This window comes from Vibrio brasiliensis LMG 20546 (genome assembly GCF_000189255.1).
GTDB lineage: Bacteria > Pseudomonadota > Gammaproteobacteria > Enterobacterales > Vibrionaceae > Vibrio > Vibrio brasiliensis.
This window is the reverse complement of the sequence record NZ_AEVS01000035.1, coordinates 19,783-40,026: the sequence shown is the minus strand read 5'-3', so window position 1 is coordinate 40,026 and position 20,244 is coordinate 19,783. Positions and strand designations below refer to the sequence as shown.

Below are 20,244 nucleotides of genomic sequence, written 5' to 3'. Positions count from 1 at the left end.
CACTTAATGACTAATTACTGCACGAACATCTAAACCCTAGTACGGAATTTTAAAAATTTAAGTGCAACTGAATGCTTAGTTAGGAATTTATTTTGTCACAGCGTAACTATTTAATTTATTACTAACCCGTAAGCATATAAATTATCTATGGTTTCTTAACCAAAACTACCACCCAAACAATTGAGTGATCGATGTCACATTTTTAGTATTTTATGGGGAACTTTTAACCAGACTGATAAATAACCAAGTAAATCAACGGCTCATTTGTTGACGATATTTGGCGTTCATTACTAACCAAACTGAAGGGAAAATGGAGTACCTATCAACGAAATTGAGCCGCTTCTTCTGCCACAATAACGCAAGTTGGTTTTGATTTTTCTTCACTCAATGATGGCTAAGCAGTGATATAAATTTTTCCAATAGCAAGCTTGGTAATATCTATTTCTTCTTGACTCGCCGCTTGTCTATTCTTGCGCTATTGCACGAGGATAGATAATGACAATCACAACACCAAATCTCTATTTGAAAGGTACCTTTAATGGCTGGGGGCTCGATACTCCTTTGTCACAGATAAATACACATCAGCTATCTGCGAGCGTGGTGCTTTCCGCCGATACTCATCGCTTTAAAGTTGCAGATATGGATGGCACGGCACGCTGGACCTTTTCGGCCTACCCGGATCGACCTCTAACCCTGACACCTTCACGAAGTACACCGCTTATTACCACTCAAGGCATTGGCAACGACCTACTGTTTACCCCAAACGCAGCTGGCAGATTTACCGTTACTCTTGATTTCAGTAATGAGCAGCCTGTGATCAAAGTAGAAAAACACAACAATGACCTGGTCGAGTCAGTGAGCCGAGAACTGCTTTCGTATCAACTTAACAGCCGCAGTGAGCCAAGAGCAGAAATTGAAGACGCTCCTTATGCCTTAAACGCCGACGAGCTTTTTAATCAACTTGCAATCGAGAGTGAAACCGCCTTTCCCTTCGTATTCGGAGACAATATTGACGGCTACTTCGAAGGCACAACGCATTCTCTGAGAGCCGCGGGCCGATATCGCCACCATCAGGGATGGCACTTAGGAGGCTTCGCTTCGTTAGTTAATGGCGAACTGAACGATAAACAACACGCTGAAAAGGCGCGTCTTATGCCTTTCGGTATTGAGCATCACTATCAGAGAAGCAGAGATTGCTTTTCACTGATCCACAATCAACGCATGGCATACTTTAGCGTTGACAGCGAACAGGCCGCTCACCTATCGATTGTTCCTGAGCTCAATATCAGCCTCAGCCACTCAAACATTGAAAGTGTCGATAACGTCGTTGTTATTAGCGTTAATCCGGATCAATGTCCTGAGGGTTGCCCACGCTTTGTAGCAATCAGTGCTGACAAACCAATCGCTGCTCAAGAGCTCTCGGTGACAGACTTCCCACAGCTGGAACAGGCGATGGGATTGTCCACCAGCAACACCAACTGGATGCTAACCGCTGCCGAGCCTTGCAAAAGCCTTACCGTTTATCTCTGTTTTGCTCACGACAAGCAGCAGGTGATAAACGCGGCAAAAAACGCCAGCATCAACAATGGTTACCAACAGTATAAAAAAGAGCTATACCAGTTCCTGACTAGCAACTATTTATGGACCAGTGACTTAGAGTATAACCGAGCAGTGATGTGGGCTCGTCTTGCAAGTCGAACCTTTGTCAGCAAAGAATTTGGCCGAGGTATATGGGCCGGACTGCCTTGGTTTAAAGATTGCTGGGGAAGGGATACATTTATCGCCCTATCGGGCACCTGTCTGGTCAATGGACAGTTTAAAGAGGCGCGTGAGATCATCGATAACTTCGCTTCCATGCAGATGACAGACCCAGACTCGCTCAATCTTGGCCGAATACCTAACCGAGTAACCAGTAAGACCAATATCATCTACAACACCACCGATGGCACTCCCTGGTTAATTCGCGAGATCGGTGAATACATCGACTACAGCGGTGATGACGAATACGCCAAAGCTATCTACCCAATGGTGAAAAGATTTATTCAAGGGGTAGAGAAACACTATCTGGATAGTGACGGCTTGATTAAACATCGCCATCCTGACACTTGGATGGATGCCAAGATCGAAGGCCAGATCCCTTGGTCTCCGCGTGGCCCTAAAGCTAATGACATTCAGGCACTGTGGTTTGAAAGCCTTCAGGTTGCCAAACAGCTTGCCGAACTGAATCAAGACAGTGAATATATTGACCATTTACACTCCCTGCTTAGCCAAGTAACAAGCAGTTTTAGCGATAAGTTCTGGGATGGCGACCAATTGCGTCTGGCGGACCGACTCGGTGAGAATGATGTTGCTGACTACTCAGTCAGACCTAATCAGTTGATGACACTGACTATCCCTCAGACAACCAAACTGGTTTCACCAGATGTTGGTCAGCACATGGTTAAAAACTGTGTTGAACAGTTACTCTTCCCTTGGGGGATTTGCTCATTAGATCAATACCATCAGGACTTCCACCCCTACCACGATAATCGTAGCGAATACCATAAAGACGCTGCCTATCACAATGGTACTATTTGGGGCTGGAATGCAGGCTTTACCGTCTCTGCGTTAGTTCAGTATGATCAACAAGATCTCGCATACCGACTGTCAAAAAATCTGGCTAAACAACTGTTAGGTCAGGGGCATAGAGGTACCATGAGCGAGAACCTCGACGCTTTTCAGGCTGATGAAGACAACCTGATTGAGAGCGGTACCTATGCTCAGGCATGGTCTGTTTCTGAATACGCCCGCAATGCACAACAAGACTATATTGGTTTCAAACCCCTGCTCAGTGTCAGCAAGATTAAGCTAACTCCGCGACTACCAAATTGCTGGGAAACCTTCTCCGCTCGCGTTCCTTTTGGCGATAACAACGCCTTACTGGTCACGTTTGAAAAAGAGCAAACTCAAACCACGTATACCGTTAACACGCTTTACCCAGCTCCTGAGCTCAAACTTGAGTTACAACTGGAACTTGGTTGCGAGCATCTTGACATTATCACCGACACAGAACAGCAGCTTAAAGTGACGTTAAGTAGCGTAAATCAGACCTTCTCTCTCGATCGTGAAGTGGACTCCGCTAAACTAACAACACGTCAACACTATCCTCTACTGGATAATCTGACCTTTAGTAAGCCAGACTGGAAGCGTTCATTTAACTGCTTAAGCGAGTCCAATTACTTGCTCAATAAGCGCAGCCATCAAGGACTGAGCATAGCGACCGACCGCAACTAACCTAACCGCTCCTGCTCTGCCCGAGCAGGAGCATTACTATTCTTTACCAATTATTCAGAGCTAAAACGATATAGTGCTGCACAGCCACAAACAAAAACACCCCGCCAAACAGTTTGTCTGACGGGGTGTTTGATTGTATTGCTTTGTGCAAGGCTATTTAGCGTTAACCGCCTTAATAAACACTTGCTGCGCGCCTTCAATATTGAGTGCTTTCGCTTCATCAAGCAGACTCAGGGCTTTAGCAAGATCGTTACTTGCGACTGCTTTTTCAATTGAATCAAAGTAGTATTTTTGCGTATCAGGCTGAACCACTAGCTTACTACTCGCTTTCACTGGCTCTGCGACAGGTTTCGCTGGCTGCACTGCAGGCTTAGTCTGTGCTGCTGGTTTAGCTTTGTAAGCGGTTAAAGAGAGTGTTTTTACCGATAAATGCAGTTTGCCATAGTAACCATGGACATAGGTCGGGTCAGTCACCATTGGCATGGCTTCACCCAGCTCTTTAGCGCGAACCTTGGCAGGGTGATCAACTTTGATCGACTCACCAAGTGTCGTCTCTGGTGTGTAGATAACGAAATATGGAGTCTTAGCCGCATCAAGTGCAAAATTTAGCTGGTATTGAGTGCGGGTAAATGCATCTGATGCTTTAATCGAAAAGTCATCCAGATTAGCTTCGCTTACCACGTTAAAGTTCTCATCAAGAGCGATGAGTTTTGGTGCGAATACGTCACCATCAACCATGTAACTACCCAGTCGAATCTGTACTCGACCTGAGCGCGGTGACAGCTTAAATGCATTAAAGTAGCTGTTGCCGTCAGTAAAGTGACCAATAGGTGCACTCTGGTCAATCTGGAAGTCCAGATCTTCATTGGTGCCAAGTTGAATCCAAGGGAATTCAGCATAGTTTGTACAACAAACTTCGGAATAAGGTAACGGAGAGATAAGTGCTTGTTTATTTTCTTGCGGGGAAGTTGAAGCACACGCCGTTAATGCCATGCCAAGTACTAAGGCGATGATTGATTTTTTGTTATTCATAGTGCTTTCTCATTATATTTTTCAAACGTGCTATGCATTAATGGCAAAAAGGCAGCCGAAGCGGCTGCCGTTTACTTAGCTTGGTTTAGAACCAGATTTCAGTATGCACACCAATAACGGTTTCAGATTTACCATCTTTAATACCTAGTTGGCTAGCACTTGCTTCATCATCTGCTGAGATGTAGCTCACGTATGGTTTAATTTGTGGACGACCGAAGTAGTCTGCGTTCACTGTAAATGCCGCTGCGATCTCTGCGTTGAAGATATCGCTTTCTAATGCGTCGCCTGAACGATCCCAGTAACCATCCGCACCCTCTTCATGAGCGTAAGAACCTGTAAACTCTAGACGTAGGTTATCGTTCACTTTGTAAGATGGGCGAACTGCTGCGATATAACGCTTCAGATCTTTAGCAGTAAATAGCTCATCTAGTGCCGCAAAGTAAGTGAATTCAGAACCCATCTGCCAGCTGTCAGAGATGTTTAGAACACCGTAAGAAGTGAAGAAAATTGACTCTGCATTGTCATCACCGCCTGACCAGCTACCGAAGTTCACACCACGGTTTTGTGCAGTGCCTTTACCGTAAGATAGTGCTGTTTGCGTCCAACCATCCAGGCCGTAGTAGCTTGAGTTAAGTGTGATTGCAGCGCCAAAACCATCTTCAGATGAGCTGTCTTTGTTCGCTTGCGAAATGTATTTAAAGTCAAAATCCAGGCTACCGAAGCCAACATCTACACCGTAGTAGTACAGGTCAACAGAAGATAGCGTTGTACGTTCAGCTGCACCATTTTTACTAACTTTACATTCATTAGGGTTAGTTGATACTGAACCGTCTTCTTGAGTACAGTCGATAGCGTAAGAGTCAGCAGAGCCTGCATCCGGATCCGCCATTACGTATGCGATACCAGCAGTGTTGCCACCTAGTTTAGTCTGTAGACCAGCACCTACACCTGAAGACTGTTTCCAGAATTCGCCAGAAAGAAGACCAGCAGCACGGTTTAGGTAACGTTGACCACCCCAGATAGACGTGTCTTCGCCTAGGTAAGAAAGACCACCAATCTCAACAAAAGTCTCTTTAACTTCAAACTGTGCCGTTGTGTTGTCTTTTTGCGAACCTGGTGAAGAGTAAGCGTAAGAGTTGCCGTTGCCATACTCTGTACGTACTACGAAATCAGACCAAACACCGTTAGCGTGCTCAGTGTGCTTCTTGATTACAAACTCAACCTGGTTAGTACTCTTGCCGTGTGTACCTGCCGTTTTGTAGTCTGGCTTACCAAACTCAGTATCTACTGTCTCGCCATCAACAACGCGAGCGTTCATTGATGCGTAACCGTGAACTTCCCAACCATCAGTCAGAACGTCAGTACCATTCACTTTTTCAACAACAGGTGCTGCTTCATCACCAGAAACAACATCTAACGCTACTTCTGTTTCAGCTAGTACTGAACCAGCCATCAAAGCAGAAGCCACTGCAGCAGCAATTACACTTACTTTTTTCATTATTAACTCCATTTAGGGATTATTATTCTTTGGCTCTCTTCTTGGCTCACTCTGTAAAGGCAGAAACAGATTGTTAATAAAAGAGAGGTAAGATGGGAGTCAGGCCAGAGCCCTTGTCCCCGTTTGTTTCAGCTGCTGCAAGATTAACTGGGGAGTAGAAATGGCAACTCATCCAGATGAAAAATAGTTAAGGGGGATGAGAAAGGATGAGAAATCATACCGGACAATGTTTTTACGGGTTTAGTCACAAAAATTAGGGTGAGAAATAACTTTATGACAAAAATAACTGACGCCAAATGTTAGATAGCTCACTTAACGAATCAAACCCGTCATATTTATGAAATAAAATTACAATTATTATTTTTGTCAGAGGCGCTTGACCAATTCATTGCAAAACTATTTACTAAAGATCAAACGATAAATTATTTTAATAAGTCATGATAATGCAGTGCTCCCGTCCCTACCCTTTAGGTGCTACGCTCAGTGCCGAAGGTTGTAATTTTTCGATATTTGCTCCTGATGCAAAAGATATTCAGCTCGCGCTATTTGATGAACAGGATCAGTTCACCACCTATCCGTTGGACGGAGAGTACGCCGGTATACGCTTCACCTTTATTCCAAATATCACTAAAGGGCAGAAGTATGGCTACATAGTCCAGCGTGACGGTAAGCCGCACCTCATTTCTGACCCTTATGCCAAAGCCCTAGAAAAGCCACTGTTTTATCAGGTGCCATTCAACAGCGAACAGAGCTTTACTCTGGCAAAATGTCTGGTTGTCGATGACAGTTTTGACTGGCAGGGAGTGGAGAGCCCACGCAGACCTCGTGACGAAATGGTACTGTTTGAAACGCACGTAAAAGGCCTCTCAAAGCTGCACCCACAAGTAGAAGAGAGTCACAAAGGGCGCTACCTTGGCTTAGTCAGTGATGCGATGCTTGATTTCTATAAACAACAGAACATCAATACGCTGCAGCTACTCCCTGTCGCAGCCTGCATGCACGAGCCACACCTGTTGAAAATGGATAAGGTCAACTACTGGGGCTATAACCCTTACCTGTTTATGGTTCCGGATCCCAGATATGCCGATCATGATGCTGTAACTGAATTAAAAACCGCGATCCGCGAACTGCATCGACATGGTATCGAGGTCATTCTCGATGTGGTTTACAACCATACTGCAGAAGGTGGAGCGGAAGGGCCAACCTTTAACCTCAAAGCTCTCGATAAGCGCTACTACTTCAAGCAGGGTGAGCACTACGCGAACTTTACCGGTTGTGGTAACACTCTCGACCTCTCTCATCAGTCGACATTAAATCTGGTCATGGATACCCTGCGTTACTGGGTTAACGAATATAAGGTTGACGGCTTCCGCTTCGATTTGGCAGCCACTCTGGGTCGTAATGGCGAGAACTTCAGTCCCGAGGCCGCTTTCTTTAAAGCAGTTGGCCAAGACCCTGTCCTTAAACAAGTAAAACTGATTGCCGAGCCATGGGATATAGGCCCTAATGGTTATCAGGTCGGTAATTTCCCATTCGGCTGGAATGAGTGTAATGACCGGCTACGTGATATCACCCGTAGCTTCTGGCGTGGTGATCAAGGCTTCCTCAAAGAGTTTGCGACCCGAATTATGGGCTCGCGAGACCTTTATAGTGCCGCTAACTGGCCGTATAAACTGACCGTCAATTACATCACATACCATGACGGTTTCTGCATGCAGGATCTTGTCTCGTACAAGCACAAGCATAATGAGGCCAACGGAGAGCAGAACCGTGATGGACACGGTGACAACCGTTCGGATAACTATGGTGTTGAAGGTAAGAGCGACAACCCGGTGATCATAGAGAAGCGTGAAAAGCAGAAGCGTAACTTTATGGCCAGTCTGCTTTTTGCCTTCGGTATTCCGCATATCCTGACTGCTGATGTGCTTTCACATACTCAAAACGGCAACAATAATGCCTACTGTCAGGATAATGAATTAAGCTGGATTAACTGGGAAAAGGCTCCAGATAAAGAGAGTTTCAAGTCGTGGTTAGCAGATATGGTCGAAGCGCGACAGCGTTACATGGTGCCTTTCATTCGTGCATTTAGTGGTGCCAAGCGTAATAACAACCGTATTTTCTGGCGTAGAATCGACGGCAGTTTCATGGAACATGATGATTGGAATCGTCTCAGTTCAGTCGCCTTGCATCTGGGCATTGGCAAACATGGTGATGAGTTGTTCTACTGTATCAACCAAACCAATGCGCCCGCTCGATTTACTCTTCCGGAGGCTGATGGCAGAGAGTGGGTAATGGTGTGTAACACCGACTCACACGAGCTCCATCAAACCATAGATCATAAACAAGCTTTGGTGGCCCCTGCATCGTTAGCCATCTTCCACTTAAAAGCCTGATGACCAATCTAGCGGCATAGTGATATGTCGCTAATTTTTAACACTTTTCCTACAGAAAATCTGGACTTATATGGATTGATGTGAATATGAAATAAGTTTACACTATCTGTCATATCTCCCCCTCTTATAAGATCAGTTGGCACTCCATGGCGTTACCCAAGTTCGTTATTCGAACTCTGAGACCGTATATCATACTATTAGTAATTGGTATGGCTTATGCGGCATACCATCAGCTCAAACAATCGGAACACAATGCTTACCAGCAGTCATTTGTAAATATCAAAACGGCAGCTGACTTAGTCTCCTCGCAACTCGAAGCAGCATCAAGCAAGTTATATCTCTTATCTGATTCAGCGAACCATGATGAATTTATCTCGACCGCTAAGCGAATTCTTAAATATACCCCAGCCTATAGCGACATTATTTACATCAACGAGAAGTACTCAAAGTATCAATCCGTACAACACAACTCTACCTATGCCGAGCAGCACGCAGATATCGTTTGGCAACCATTAGATGAGATCTCGCCTGACTTTACGGTTTCGTCTATTTATCCAAAGTCCTCAGCTCAGTGGGTATTCGCCGTACGTTATGTGCAAGACAAGGGCAAAGAGATTTGGATCGAGTTTGATCTCAAATCGGCAACGCAAAGTCTGCGCGCTTTAAGGACGTTAGACAGTGGGTATGTGTTTGTTGTTGATGCCAATACAGGCCGACTGGTGTTTCACCCTGATCCGCAACGTGTTGGTACACCATCAATTAGTTACCATGCGGGTATCAGCGAATTAATTAACAGTGGTCTTTACTTCGGTAAGCACGAGTACTATTACCAAGGCCAATATAAGATGTCGGTGTTTAATGCAGACAACCAACATAACTGGGTATTCATCGCTGGTACCGATCGTGCCGACATCCTGGCCACGTCTTATCAGTTTTCTCTGTCAGCGATTGTGATAGCTTCATTGATGTTACTTGCAGTAGCGATTAATTATCTCACTTACCAGCTGAACAAAAGTCTTTCTCAGCTCAACAACCGCGAAAATCTGGCTGACTTTAAACGTTATTTAAAATCGGTATTAGATCGCTTTTGCCACCACAAAGGGATGCAGCTCTGTTTTTATGACGCAGATTATGGCCATTTCACCACCGTTGATTATCACGGCAACACCAAAGTTGTGCTGACCGACACTGCACTGGCTAAGCGTTTTTCGCCAAGTTCACTCAGCTACACCACTAAGCATTATGTCGATCCACTCGCCAAGAAGCTCCATATCAAGTCGCGACACTACACGATTCCGCTATTCGACAAAGATTGTTTAATTGCGGTGATGTATATCAACGCAACGATTCCCACTTATCGCACCATACTAACCATGATCAGAGACTACTCTGAGGTTGCTCTATCTAACCTGTTACTGCATAAACAGCTACGTAATAGCGATGTAATGACACACCTCGACAACAAGTTGGCACTCAGAGAGCAAATCGAACTGAACCTCGAACAGCCGGGCCTCTACCTGGCCATGATTGATATTGACCACTTCAAAGCCATTAATGACAACATCGGCCATTTGGGAGGAGATAAAGTCATTTATCACACGGCTGATTTAATACGACGTTGTTTTCCCAAGCCTGGAGCACTCAGTCTGGCCCGATATGGTGGCGAAGAGTTCTGTATATTGTTCAATGCCAATGATGAGAACGACGCCTATGAACAGTGTGAGTTTTTGCGTCAAATGGTTGAGCAATCAAGTGTCGAGATCGATAACACGACGATTAATTTTACGATTAGTATTGGTATTACCGGTAACCAAGTCAGCCCACACAGTACCATTAGTCGCGCCGATAAAGCCATGTATCAAGCCAAAGGCTTTGGTCGCAATCAGGTGGTATTGAATACGTTTTAGTCATTAATGGCGGAAAGTGAGTCATCACTTTCCGCTGCTATTTCTAGTCAGGAACAGCGACGATTTATTTTTACTACTTCGGATAGCAGACGATATTGTGGAATACCATGGATTCGGTTACCGCTTGATACCCGTGGGGTTGATCACTGTAGAAACGTAAACTTTCCCCTGCTTTAAGCGCGTGCCACTGTTGGTCAAAGAAGAACTTGCCCTCTCCCTCAATTACATGCACATGTTCGATTACCCCAGCACTATGGGCGTCTGACATCTGTTGATGATGCTCAGACAGCGTAATTTCAAACACCTCCATCGCCGTATCATCTTTGTACGGGAAGAGTGTTTTTACCCTCATGCGGGGATCTTGGGGAAAGACCCGCTCCGCCGATTGCAAATTAGGTTCATTGGCAAAGAATGCCGAGAATGACGTTTCCAAGCCACTGGCTATTTTCCATAGCGTAGCAATCGTTGGGCTCGACTCTTCACGCTCGATTTGGCCGAGCATCGCCTTAGAAACACCAGTGAGCTTGGCGGTAGCGTCCAAACTCAGCTTTTGCTTTTTTCTTTCTGACTTTAAGTGATTAGCGATTTGCGACTTAAAAATTGTGTCTTTCATTCATACAACTCCGGTTGTGCGTTATAGCGCACAATGCTATCTTGTCAAATGTGCGTTATCACGCACAAACAAGTTTACCATATAGGATGGGACAACAATGAGCCAAAGATCATCAGTTTTAAATCATTTAACCGCTGGCTTTAGCGCAGTTTTAGTCGGTTACACAAGTTCTGTGGTGATTATCATGCAGGCCGCATCGGCTTCTGGTGCTTCTCCGAGTCAGATCGAGAGCTGGCTGTTAGCATTAGGAATAACCATGGGCATCACCTCAATCGGTTACTCGTGGTATTACAAAACACCGATACTCACCGCTTGGTCGACTCCCGGTGCGGCGATTCTGGTCAGTTCAGCGGCTCAATATCAACTGCCGACTCTGATTGGCGCATTCGCGGTAACTGGCGTTCTTATCTTCCTTACAGGACTGATCACGCCACTCTCTAAAGCACTGCAAAGAATTCCGTCACCGCTCGCGACAGCCATGTTAGGTGCCATCTTAATGCCTTTTTGTGTTAAGGCATTTGAGCCAATAATGACAATGCCGATCGTCTTCTTCGCTATGTTTACCGCCTATCTGGTCAGTAAACGATTTATGGCTAAGTACACCATGCTGATATTGCTGGTGATTGGTTTTCTCGCTGCATTTCAGCTAGACGGTTCACTGCTTAGTTCAGCGCAGCTGGAAGTTGCCAAGCCAAGCTGGGTAACGCCTGACTTCAAGCTATCAACGATACTGAACATAGCGCTGCCGTTATACATAGTAACTATGCTTTCACAGAACTTACCAGGTATCGCAATGCTGAGAAGTTATGGCTATCAAGCACCTGTGAAGCCGATTTTACTTGGTACCGGAATTGTAAACGTACTCTCCGCGCCCTTCGGTGGATTCAGTATCAATCTGGCGGCAATTTCTGCGGCACTATGTATGAATGAAGATGTCGATAGTGATAAAGCTGCCCGCTATAAAGCAGTGTTGTGGGCAGGAGGCTTCTACTTGGTCGCAGGAATACTCGCCTCTTCTGTTGTTGCCTTATTCTTAGCGCTTCCACAACAAATCACTCATATGCTGGCAGGCTTCGCTTTGCTTGGAACCTTAATGATGTGTCTGCAAACTGCTTTTCAAAGTGACAAACTTCGCGAGCCTGCGCTGCTGACTTTTTTAGTCACCCTTTCAGGCATCAGCATATTCGGGATTGGTTCAACCATGTGGGGGCTGATTGTCGGCTGGTTATACGCCCTTGTTATGCAAAGTAATAAGTCACGATAAAGAACTAACCGTGGCTTTACTATTCAAAACGCAAAGAGCCCGTTATAACGGGCTCTTTTCTATTTAGAACATGCCATTTTCGTGGGCCATTTCCTCCGGGATCTCCTGAATAATATCCCAATGCTCTACTATCTTGCCCTCTTTGACACGAAACAGATCGTAGAAGGCTTGCGGCTTGCCATTCCAGCGGCCTTCGCTTTGAGTTAAGACAAAATTACCCTCACCCAGAACACGATGAACCTTATGGTATTCAAACATATTATTTTGCGATGCCAGATAAGTCAGTGCTTCATTAAGACCATCTAAACCATCTTTAACCATAGGATTATGCTGATCATACTGCTCAGCACTGATGTATTGAGTGATTTTTTCAGGCGCTTTGCCGAAAAGTACATCCTGCATAAAGTCAGAAACTAACTGCTTATTCTGTTCGGTTTTGTCAGTATCGGTAACAAGGGTCGGCCCGTCAAACTGAGAACGACCGCTGGCAGTGTTCTGGATAACCGGAGAAATGGCATCCCAGTGCTCAGCGACCTGACCGTCTTGCATGCGCCACACATCAAATGTCACCACCTGTTTTGCACCGAACGCTTGCGCATTGTCGTAAGTGTTGTGCATGATGATAAAGTCACCATCTTCCAATAGACGATGAGTCTGATAGGTCACTCCAGCTTCTTTTAACACCGGTAGAAAACCAAGAGCAGGCGCTAACCCTGTCGGTACATGAGGATTATGCTGAATATAGTCTTCACGGAAGTACTTTCTCATCTCGTTTGCATCAAAATCTTTAAAAAAGGCGTCCTGTGCATTCATCGCTGTCTCTTTCATCGGACTGTTTACCAGTGGATGATGTGATTCAGCTTTGGTGGCTGTACAAGCCGTCAGTAGCGATACGGCGGTCAAAAGTGTCGCTGTGATATAAGGTTTGGATATTTTCATTGTTACATTCTCTATCGATTGCACCTGCGGACATTGCGCAGAATGCCTTTATTGGTATTTCCGAATCGGTATCCGGAGAATATGGGCTTACTGAGTAACGGTGTCCTTAACCATCTCAGCAATGTTTTTCGTTGGACGATTAAGCAAAGCACTTAATTCCCCCTGCTCATCAAACAGTCCACCTTTCGAGGCTCCTACATCGGAATTAGCCAGCAGCTCAGCGAATGGCTCTGGTAGCCCAGCACTCACTAGTGCTTGTTTAAACTCATGTTCAGGCAGATCCATATAAGGAATGTCTTTACCTGATTGCTGGCTGATCAGAGCCGCGAGCTCGCTGAGCGTATATGACTCATCACCAGCCAGTTCGTATACTTTTCCGGCTTGAGGCTCTGTTAAAGCCATGACTGTAGCGGCGGCTTGTGCATACTCTTCTCTGGCAGCAGAGCTGATTCGGCCTTCACCCGCACTTCCGATAAATGCACCGTGTTCAATGGCAGACGATACGCTTGCAAGATAGTTCTCTGAGTACCAACCGTTACGTAACAAAACAAACGGTACTCCGCTCTCTTGCAGATCTCGCTCGGTTTCAATGTGCTCCTGAGCTAACGCTAATGGAGAAGAGTCCGCATGCAACAAGCTGGTATAAGCAATCAGAGAGACCCCTACCTCTTTCACCGCTTCAATTACATTCAGATGCTGTCTGGCTCTTTGGCCCAACTCACTTGATGAAATAAGCAGAACTTTCTCGGCCCCCTCAAAGGCTGTTGCTAATGTTTCAGGTTTTGAGTAATCAGCTTCTCGAACCTGGATACCTAAAGCAGAAAGATCACGCGCTTTTTCTGGGGAACGAACCGCAGCAATTACCTGTGAAGCATCGACTTTGCGAATTAGATGTTTGATTACCAGACGGCCAAGTTGGCCAGTTGCGCCAGTTACAACAATCATACTGTTATCTCCGTGTGTCTCTTAATTGGTTGAGATAACTATATAGTTTCCTGATTGATTAATAATCGCCCATTACTTAAACTCATAGTTAAGTATGACTAAACAATACTAATTAGAATGATCTCTATTGATGACATGATGGTGTTTACTAGAGTGGTTGAAACGCAATCTTTCACCAAAGCGGCAGAGCAGTTAGGCATTGGTAAAGCGAGAGTTTCTCAAATCGTGACCAAACTGGAACAAGAGCTGAATACACGTCTTATTCACCGGACAACACGCTCCTTGTCTCTTACAGAGACTGGCGCGCACTACTACGAAAAGTGTCAGATGATTCAAGAGCTGGCGACTGAGGCCAACAATCAGGCACAAAAGTTCAGCAGTGAACCCAATGGCATGATACGAGTTTCAACACCCGTTGGCATTGCCGCGTACGTGGATCTTTTCAGCCAGTTTCTCGCTAAGTATCCGCAGATCCAGCTAGAGATCGTCGAAAGTGACAGCTACAGTAACCTAATCGAATCACGCTGTGACATCGCGATTCGTGCTTCCTCAGATCTTGAAGACTCAAGTCTGTATGCCACCCGAATTGGTCAGTTTGAAGATATTCTTTGTGCGTCGCCACAATACTTGCAACGCTTCGAGGAGTTGCAGTCAGCGCAAGATTTGCTAACGCTGGATTGGATCAGTCACGACATTGTTCATGGTGACAAAGTATTAGAATTAACATCCTCACAGGGAGAGGTCGTAAGGCTGAAAAAGAAGGCAAGAGTGCGGGTTCGTACTACCAACTCACTAAGAGGTTTTCTACTCAATCACATTGGTTTTTCTGTAGTGCCTGAATTTGCAGTAAAAGATGAGCTGGCAAGTCGAGAGTTGGTCAGAATCTTACCTGATGTGCATAGCGTGACCATTCCCTTATATGCCGTATATCAGAACAAAGCATTAATGCCGCTCAGAAACCGAGCCTTAATCGACTTCCTAAAACAAGAGGGAGGCACTATTAGGTAGATGCTACCCCTAGCTAGTCACTCTTTGCTACGAGGAACAACGCTGATTGAAAAGGGTAGACGCTAATTTTTAAACACTGTCTGGGCCAACCTTCTGACCCAGACAGTCGGTAGAACGGACTTAACCTTGCTTTATTCACCGGACTTAACCATATCGAGAATTTTATGAGCTTTCTCAAAATGGTCTAGTTGATGGGTCTGAATCCACCAGGTAGCGGCCTCCATCAACAGCACTGGATCATCATTTTTGTTGGCAAAGAAGGCATAAAATGAAACACCGACGTTGTCCCCTTTCTGGTTAATTTTCTTAGTGCAAACCTCGATAATTTTGCCTCGTAATGAGTCTCGCATTGCTCTCTGTCCATTTAGATTACTGTTGCTCAATAACATACAACGAGCGCTCGGTGAGAGCAATAAATAACTGTATATTTACACAGGCACTTGCTATAAAACTTGTGCATGAATCAACACGAAGTATAAAGGCTTGCAGATTTTAATTGTCAATGGTTGAGGAGGGGTTCGTGATGCTGATGTAACGCAACTTACCATAAAACTGGGAAATAGGATCAAGTAAGGTAGACTAGCGCAAGCTTAATACCGCTACATAAGATCAAGTTATATTTTTGCTCAGCAAATGACTTCTCTCTATTCGTCGATTAACGCTGCAGGCATTCAGCATCTAGCACAACAAAAACCATTTCAAAGTAACGCTACATTAGCGAACAATTTAACCAGTGCTACGTAACAAAGTGCCTATTCGCACTATTTGGTACCACCTAAGTAACCGGCATGAGACAATTTTATAGCTATAATGGTGAAGTGGTAACTTTATGAGAAACCGCAAGACAATGTAACTTGAAGGCTTGTTTAGATCTCGATGTGATTGTTCTTGGCGGTGGCATTGGATTAGCGACAGGTTATTTAACGCGTGTAAATCAGGCGATCAAAACTCGTCCCGCTGCATTTCAGGTACCTGTTGTTGCAGCAAAAGGGGACTACGATGCTTGTCTGCTAGGCGCTGCATTTCAGTTCAGGGAGTAAACAATGACCCTCAAAGCGATATCCGCCCCCCGTCTTTTTGACGGAAATAATTACCACCATAACTGTGCTTTAGTTTGGCAAGAAGACCAGATCGTCTCTATCCTGCCGATGAGTGAACTACCTAACGAGATCGAGCATCAGCATTTTCCAAACGGTATTATTGCTCCCGGATTTATCGATATTCAGGTAAATGGTGGTGGAGATGTGATGTTTAATAATGATATTACCGCTCAGGGCATGGAGACAATTTGTCGGGCACACCGTCAACACGGTACGGCTTACCTGTTACCAACTTTAATCAGCTCGACCCCGCAAAACATTCAAGCAGCACTCAATGCAACAGAGCAGGCAATCGCAGAATCGGTTGCAGGCGTGCTTGGCGTTCACTTAGAGGGCCCATGGCTAAATAAAGATAAGAAAGGTGCTCATGATGCTAACTTGTTCTATGCGCCAAGTAGTGACCAGTTAGAACAGTTTCAATGGCCAACTCAGGGCAAAGTACTGGTTACAGCAGCAGTCGAAAACATTGATAGCTCTGCGCTGAAATGGATGAAGAAGCACGGCATTATTCTTTCATGTGGCCACAGCAACGCTAAAGCGGCTCAGCTTACTGAAGAGAAGTTGTCACTTGTTGATGGCTTTACCCACTTGTTCAACGCTATGTCTCCTTTTGAAGGTCGCGAACCTGGCGTGGTCGGTACAGCACTCAATACCGATCATAGCTGGTGCTCAATCATTACGGATGGCATTCATGTTCATCCACAAAGCTTTGTCCTCGCCCATAAAGCCAAACCGCAAGGAAAACTCCTCATAGTCACAGATGCTATGGCAACGTTAGGCAGTAAAACCAATCAGTTTGTGCTCGACGGTGAAACCATCAAAGTGGTCGACAACAAACTGGTTAATAGTAACGGTAGTCTGGCAGGCGCTCATATCGGCATGGATCAATCGGTCGCGAATGTGATCAAGTGGGGCATTGAAGAAGATGAAGCATTGAGAATGGCCTCAACCTACCCTGCACAAGCAATTAACTGCAACGACCTTGGCTTGCTTGAGCCCCATTTCCGCGCCGCCGCAACCGTGCTTGATGACAACTATCAGACTCAGGCAGTCGTTGTTGACGGTTACCTCTACCAATAATGGTCAGGGAGGTCACCTCCCCGACTCATTTCAGCTGGTATTGCTCTGGTAGCCCCGTAGCTAACATCGCCAATTAAACCCTACCTGTGCGACAAAATTTTCCTATATCTGCTTGATTAAAGGTCACTTTAATCCAACAATAGCAACAATGATAAGGAGAACAGAATGCCCGATAAAATCTCTACCACCGCCTTAGCCAAACAACGCGAACTCGACGCTAAGCAGTTGTTTAACGATCTCAAGAGTGCAGGTTATATCAATCGCTCAGAGGACGGCTGGGTACTGACGGAAATCGGCGCAAAGTTTGGCGGAGAATATGTCGACCATCCTAAATTTGGCCAATTCATTGTCTGGCCTGAAAATCTTCTTATCGACACCGCTGCCACCAGCGGTAAAACCCTTAGCGCGACCCAGATAGGTCAACGTTTCTCACTAAGTGCCAAGAAGATCAACCAGTTACTGCAAGAACTCGGCTGGATCGCTAAAGAGGATAATGGCTGGCATGTCACCGCCTCAGGTCTTACCGTCGGCGGCTATCAGCGTGAAGATAAAGAGCGCGAGCAACAGTTCGTCGTTTGGCACGATTCCATAGTGCGTAATAAACGCCTAAAGCAGTCAATTGTCGAGTTCTCAGGCCAGGATGCACAAGCCCACGCCACAGATAAGTCTCTTTCCAGTTTCAGGCAAAAATTCGAAGCTAAACACCGCACTCTTGATGGACATTATGTGCGTTCGAAAGGCGAACTGATCATCGACAACTGGCTATATATGAATGGGGTCGTTCACGCCTATGACCGCCAGTTGCCCATAGAGCAAGATGTATTAAGTGACTTCTACCTGCCTACAGGTAAAGTCTATTTGCAATACTGGGGTAACGATAATGGCGAGACCGATGAAAAACAGCAGCACCAGATCAGAGCTATCTATCAAGAGCATAATTTCGCCCTGATAGAAGTTTTTCCCGCTGAAATCGATAAGCTTGATGAAGTCCTGCCCGCCAAACTTAAGCCGTATGGCATTAAGGCATACTAGCAACAGTCAGGCACAAAGGCAGATGACTGCACTATTTGACTAACCAATCGACCAAATGCCTCACTCGACTATTATCTTCCTGTAAAGGCATCAGTAGATGATAGCCACTGCCAGATCTAACGCTTTGCTCAAATGGTTGAATCAAGCGTTTTAACTGCAGATCTTGCTGCGCCAACGTGATATCGCCAATGGCCACTCCAAAGCCTTGTAGTGCTGCATTTACGGCTTGATCTAAAGTTGCGAAGGTTTGGTTGCCTTTGCCATGGACATTATTCTGCTCAAGCGTATCGAGCCACATTAACCAGTCAGACTGTTCCTGATTAGCGTGTAACCAAGTGCAACGACGCAACGTTGCTGATATATCAATGACTTCATTGTCAGACTCAGTCGCGATCTTATGCCACAACTCAGGTGAACAAACTGGTGCCAATACCTCTTCAAACAGAAGTATCTGCTCGTAAGCCTTACTGCGAATCGGTTTACCGTAACGAATTATCAGGTCAAATCGATCAAAACTAGGCACCACGTTATGTTCTGTGGTCGAAGTAAGTTCAACATTGACATCTGGATACTGCTGCTGAAAGTGAGCTAGACGTGTCAAAAGCCATGAGGTGATACAACTAGGTGCATTGATCTTTATTCGATTAGCACTGTCGGCGACCTCACGTATTGATGTCTGCAGGCGTCGAATAATATCTTCAGCAAAAGGAACAAACTTATCCCCTTCCTCAGTCAAAGCTAAGCCTCTAGCCTGACGGTAAAACAACGTCACCCCCATAACACTTTCCAGCGACTGGATTTGGCGACTAATTGCACCTTGAGTCATGTTCAATGATTCAGCGGCATGCGTGAAGTTTAGGTAGTAAGCGGTAGCGAGAAATGCTTGCAGGTTTTTTGTCGAGGGTAGTCGAGTATTCACTATTGTCATCCATGATCTTTTTGCATGGCTAGTATGCCTTTATTTCGATTCTAGCGTCATTATTTTTTGATTAAATTGTTACTTAAAAGGGAAATATAGTTAATTACGCCTATATATCTTGATTAATAATTCATTAATGGATTTGAACAATGACGTCACTTGCAGAAAAACTAGCGCCAGAGAACATAAAAAAATTAATACCTTATCAATCCGCACGACGCATTGGAGGCAGTGGGCGACTATGGCTTAACGCCAATGAATTGGAGCAACCTTTACTGTTTAAACGGCATCAGTCTGAGCTGCACCGTTACCCAGACTTCTTACCACAAGATATCGCTGCCGTGTATCAGGCATACTGTCATACCAGTCAGCCAACACTTGCGGTGCGAGGTGCTGATGAAGCAATCGACCTGGTCATAAGAACCTTCTGTCAGCCAGGTAGGGATAGTATCGTCACCTGCAGTCCGACCTACGCTATGTATCAGTTTTGCGCTGAATCTTTCTCGGTAACGACTATCGACTGCCCATTACGTGCTAACGACTTTTCACTCGATGTTGAGCAAGTGGTTAATGCGGCGAAACAAGCCAAGGTGGTTTTTCTCTGTTCGCCAAACAACCCAACCGGACAGCCACTTGGCAGAGAGAACATCATCTCTGTTTTAGAACAAACCGCTCAACACTCATTAGTGGTTGTCGACGAAGCCTATATCGAGTTCGAACTGGCCGAAAGTGTGGTAGATCTTATTGAACGTTACCCACATCTGATCGTGATTCGAACCTTATCCAAAGCCTTTGGTCTAGCGGCTCTACGCTGTGGGTTTATCCTTTCTTCCCCTAGCGTAATGGACTTTATCGCTCGTCTGGTTCCGCCATACCCAATGCCGGACAGCTCATCGGAGATTGTATTGCATGCTCTTAGCCCTCAGGGGCTAAAAAAGGTTGCGTCGCACACTCGCACATTGATTGAGACCAGAGACCAATTTGTCAGCGCTATCAGACACCTACCCTGGATAGAAAACGTGTATCCGTCAGCGACTAATTTTGTCCTGATCCGTACTCAAGCTGGCATTAATCTGTTTGATTACTTAGTCCAGCATGGCGTAGTAACAAGAAATCAAGGGCACGAAGCCGCGCTGAAACACTGCGTGAGGATCACCATTGGCTCCGCTCAAACTATGCAAGAAGTGAGTGAAATTATTTGCAACTTCTCAGACGTCCTGACACCATCCACCGAAAGATAA

15 protein-coding genes and 1 pseudogene are annotated in these 20,244 nt (G+C 45.4%); 9 read left to right on the top strand and 7 right to left on the bottom strand.

From position 1 onward, the window contains the following. Nucleotides 1–495: 495 nt before the first annotated feature. Nucleotides 496–3,273: an amylo-alpha-1,6-glucosidase gene (locus tag RH46_RS05755; protein WP_006878440.1), complete on the top strand. Its 2,778-nt coding sequence runs from the start codon at nucleotides 496–498 to the stop codon at nucleotides 3,271–3,273. A 153-nt stretch (nucleotides 3,274–3,426) separates the two neighbouring features. On the opposite strand, the gene RH46_RS05750 is transcribed toward RH46_RS05755, so the two are convergent. Continuing rightward, on the bottom strand, nucleotides 3,427–4,305 hold the full coding sequence (locus RH46_RS05750) for a MalM family protein (RefSeq protein WP_006878439.1): 879 nt from the start codon (nucleotides 4,303–4,305) through the stop codon (nucleotides 3,427–3,429). 85 nt (nucleotides 4,306–4,390) lie between these two features. After that, nucleotides 4,391–5,803, bottom strand: a complete 1,413-nt coding sequence (locus RH46_RS05745; RefSeq protein WP_006878438.1) for a carbohydrate porin — start codon at nucleotides 5,801–5,803, stop codon at nucleotides 4,391–4,393. A gap of 443 nt (nucleotides 5,804–6,246) precedes the next feature. Between RH46_RS05745 and glgX the strand changes: the two genes are divergently transcribed. Together glgX and RH46_RS05735 are read left to right on the top strand one after the other, a co-directional pair. Further along, complete coding sequence (glgX, locus tag RH46_RS05740; protein WP_006878437.1) at nucleotides 6,247–8,196, top strand: glycogen debranching protein GlgX; 1,950 nt, start codon at nucleotides 6,247–6,249, stop codon at nucleotides 8,194–8,196. A 209-nt stretch (nucleotides 8,197–8,405) separates the two neighbouring features. Further along, nucleotides 8,406–10,103: a sensor domain-containing diguanylate cyclase gene (locus RH46_RS05735; RefSeq protein ID WP_006878436.1), complete on the top strand. Its 1,698-nt coding sequence runs from the start codon at nucleotides 8,406–8,408 to the stop codon at nucleotides 10,101–10,103. 73 nt (nucleotides 10,104–10,176) lie between these two features. Here the strand turns inward: RH46_RS05735 and RH46_RS05730 are convergent, their stop codons facing one another. Then, nucleotides 10,177–10,716, bottom strand: coding sequence for a helix-turn-helix domain-containing protein (locus tag RH46_RS05730; RefSeq protein WP_006878435.1), 540 nt, complete (start codon nucleotides 10,714–10,716; stop codon nucleotides 10,177–10,179). 97 nt (nucleotides 10,717–10,813) lie between these two features. On the opposite strand from RH46_RS05730, the gene RH46_RS05725 reads away from it, so the two are divergent. Next, nucleotides 10,814–11,980 (top strand): benzoate/H(+) symporter BenE family transporter, encoded by a 1,167-nt coding sequence (locus tag RH46_RS05725; RefSeq protein ID WP_006878434.1) that lies wholly within the window; start codon nucleotides 10,814–10,816, stop codon nucleotides 11,978–11,980. Nucleotides 11,981–12,043: 63 nt separating this feature from the next. Here the strand turns inward: RH46_RS05725 and RH46_RS05720 are convergent, their stop codons facing one another. Together RH46_RS05720 and RH46_RS05715 are read right to left on the bottom strand one after the other, a co-directional pair. Next, on the bottom strand, nucleotides 12,044–12,919 hold the full coding sequence (locus tag RH46_RS05720) for a nuclear transport factor 2 family protein (RefSeq protein ID WP_006878433.1): 876 nt from the start codon (nucleotides 12,917–12,919) through the stop codon (nucleotides 12,044–12,046). Between the two features lie 87 nt (nucleotides 12,920–13,006). Continuing rightward, complete coding sequence (locus tag RH46_RS05715) at nucleotides 13,007–13,864, bottom strand: SDR family oxidoreductase (RefSeq protein ID WP_006878432.1); 858 nt, start codon at nucleotides 13,862–13,864, stop codon at nucleotides 13,007–13,009. Between the two features lie 117 nt (nucleotides 13,865–13,981). On the opposite strand from RH46_RS05715, the gene RH46_RS05710 reads away from it, so the two are divergent. Next, nucleotides 13,982–14,872 (top strand): LysR family transcriptional regulator, encoded by an 891-nt coding sequence (locus tag RH46_RS05710; protein WP_006878431.1) that lies wholly within the window; start codon nucleotides 13,982–13,984, stop codon nucleotides 14,870–14,872. 131 nt (nucleotides 14,873–15,003) lie between these two features. On the opposite strand, the gene RH46_RS05705 is transcribed toward RH46_RS05710, so the two are convergent. After that, complete coding sequence (locus tag RH46_RS05705; protein WP_006878430.1) at nucleotides 15,004–15,222, bottom strand: DUF6500 family protein; 219 nt, start codon at nucleotides 15,220–15,222, stop codon at nucleotides 15,004–15,006. A gap of 498 nt (nucleotides 15,223–15,720) precedes the next feature. Between RH46_RS05705 and RH46_RS21740 the strand changes: the two are divergent. From RH46_RS21740 to RH46_RS05695, 3 genes and pseudogenes are all read left to right on the top strand, one after another. Beyond that, a pseudogene (locus tag RH46_RS21740) lies at nucleotides 15,721–15,912 on the top strand (ROK family protein); the annotation flags it as partial. 3 nt (nucleotides 15,913–15,915) lie between these two features. Further along, a complete protein-coding gene (nagA, locus tag RH46_RS05700; protein WP_006878428.1) occupies nucleotides 15,916–17,052 on the top strand; it encodes an N-acetylglucosamine-6-phosphate deacetylase in 1,137 nt (378 codons plus the stop codon). Nucleotides 17,053–17,217: 165 nt separating this feature from the next. Continuing rightward, a complete protein-coding gene (locus RH46_RS05695) occupies nucleotides 17,218–18,084 on the top strand; it encodes a hypothetical protein (protein WP_006878427.1) in 867 nt (288 codons plus the stop codon). Between the two features lie 31 nt (nucleotides 18,085–18,115). Here the strand turns inward: RH46_RS05695 and RH46_RS05690 are convergent, their stop codons facing one another. Continuing rightward, entirely contained in the window at nucleotides 18,116–19,003 is an 888-nt protein-coding gene (locus RH46_RS05690; protein WP_006878426.1) for a LysR substrate-binding domain-containing protein, read from the bottom strand. 149 nt (nucleotides 19,004–19,152) lie between these two features. On the opposite strand from RH46_RS05690, the gene hisC reads away from it, so the two are divergent. Further along, nucleotides 19,153–20,244 carry a histidinol-phosphate transaminase gene (gene hisC / locus RH46_RS05685; RefSeq protein WP_006878425.1) on the top strand — a complete coding sequence of 364 codons (1,092 nt, stop codon included), beginning with the start codon at nucleotides 19,153–19,155 and terminating at the stop codon, nucleotides 20,242–20,244.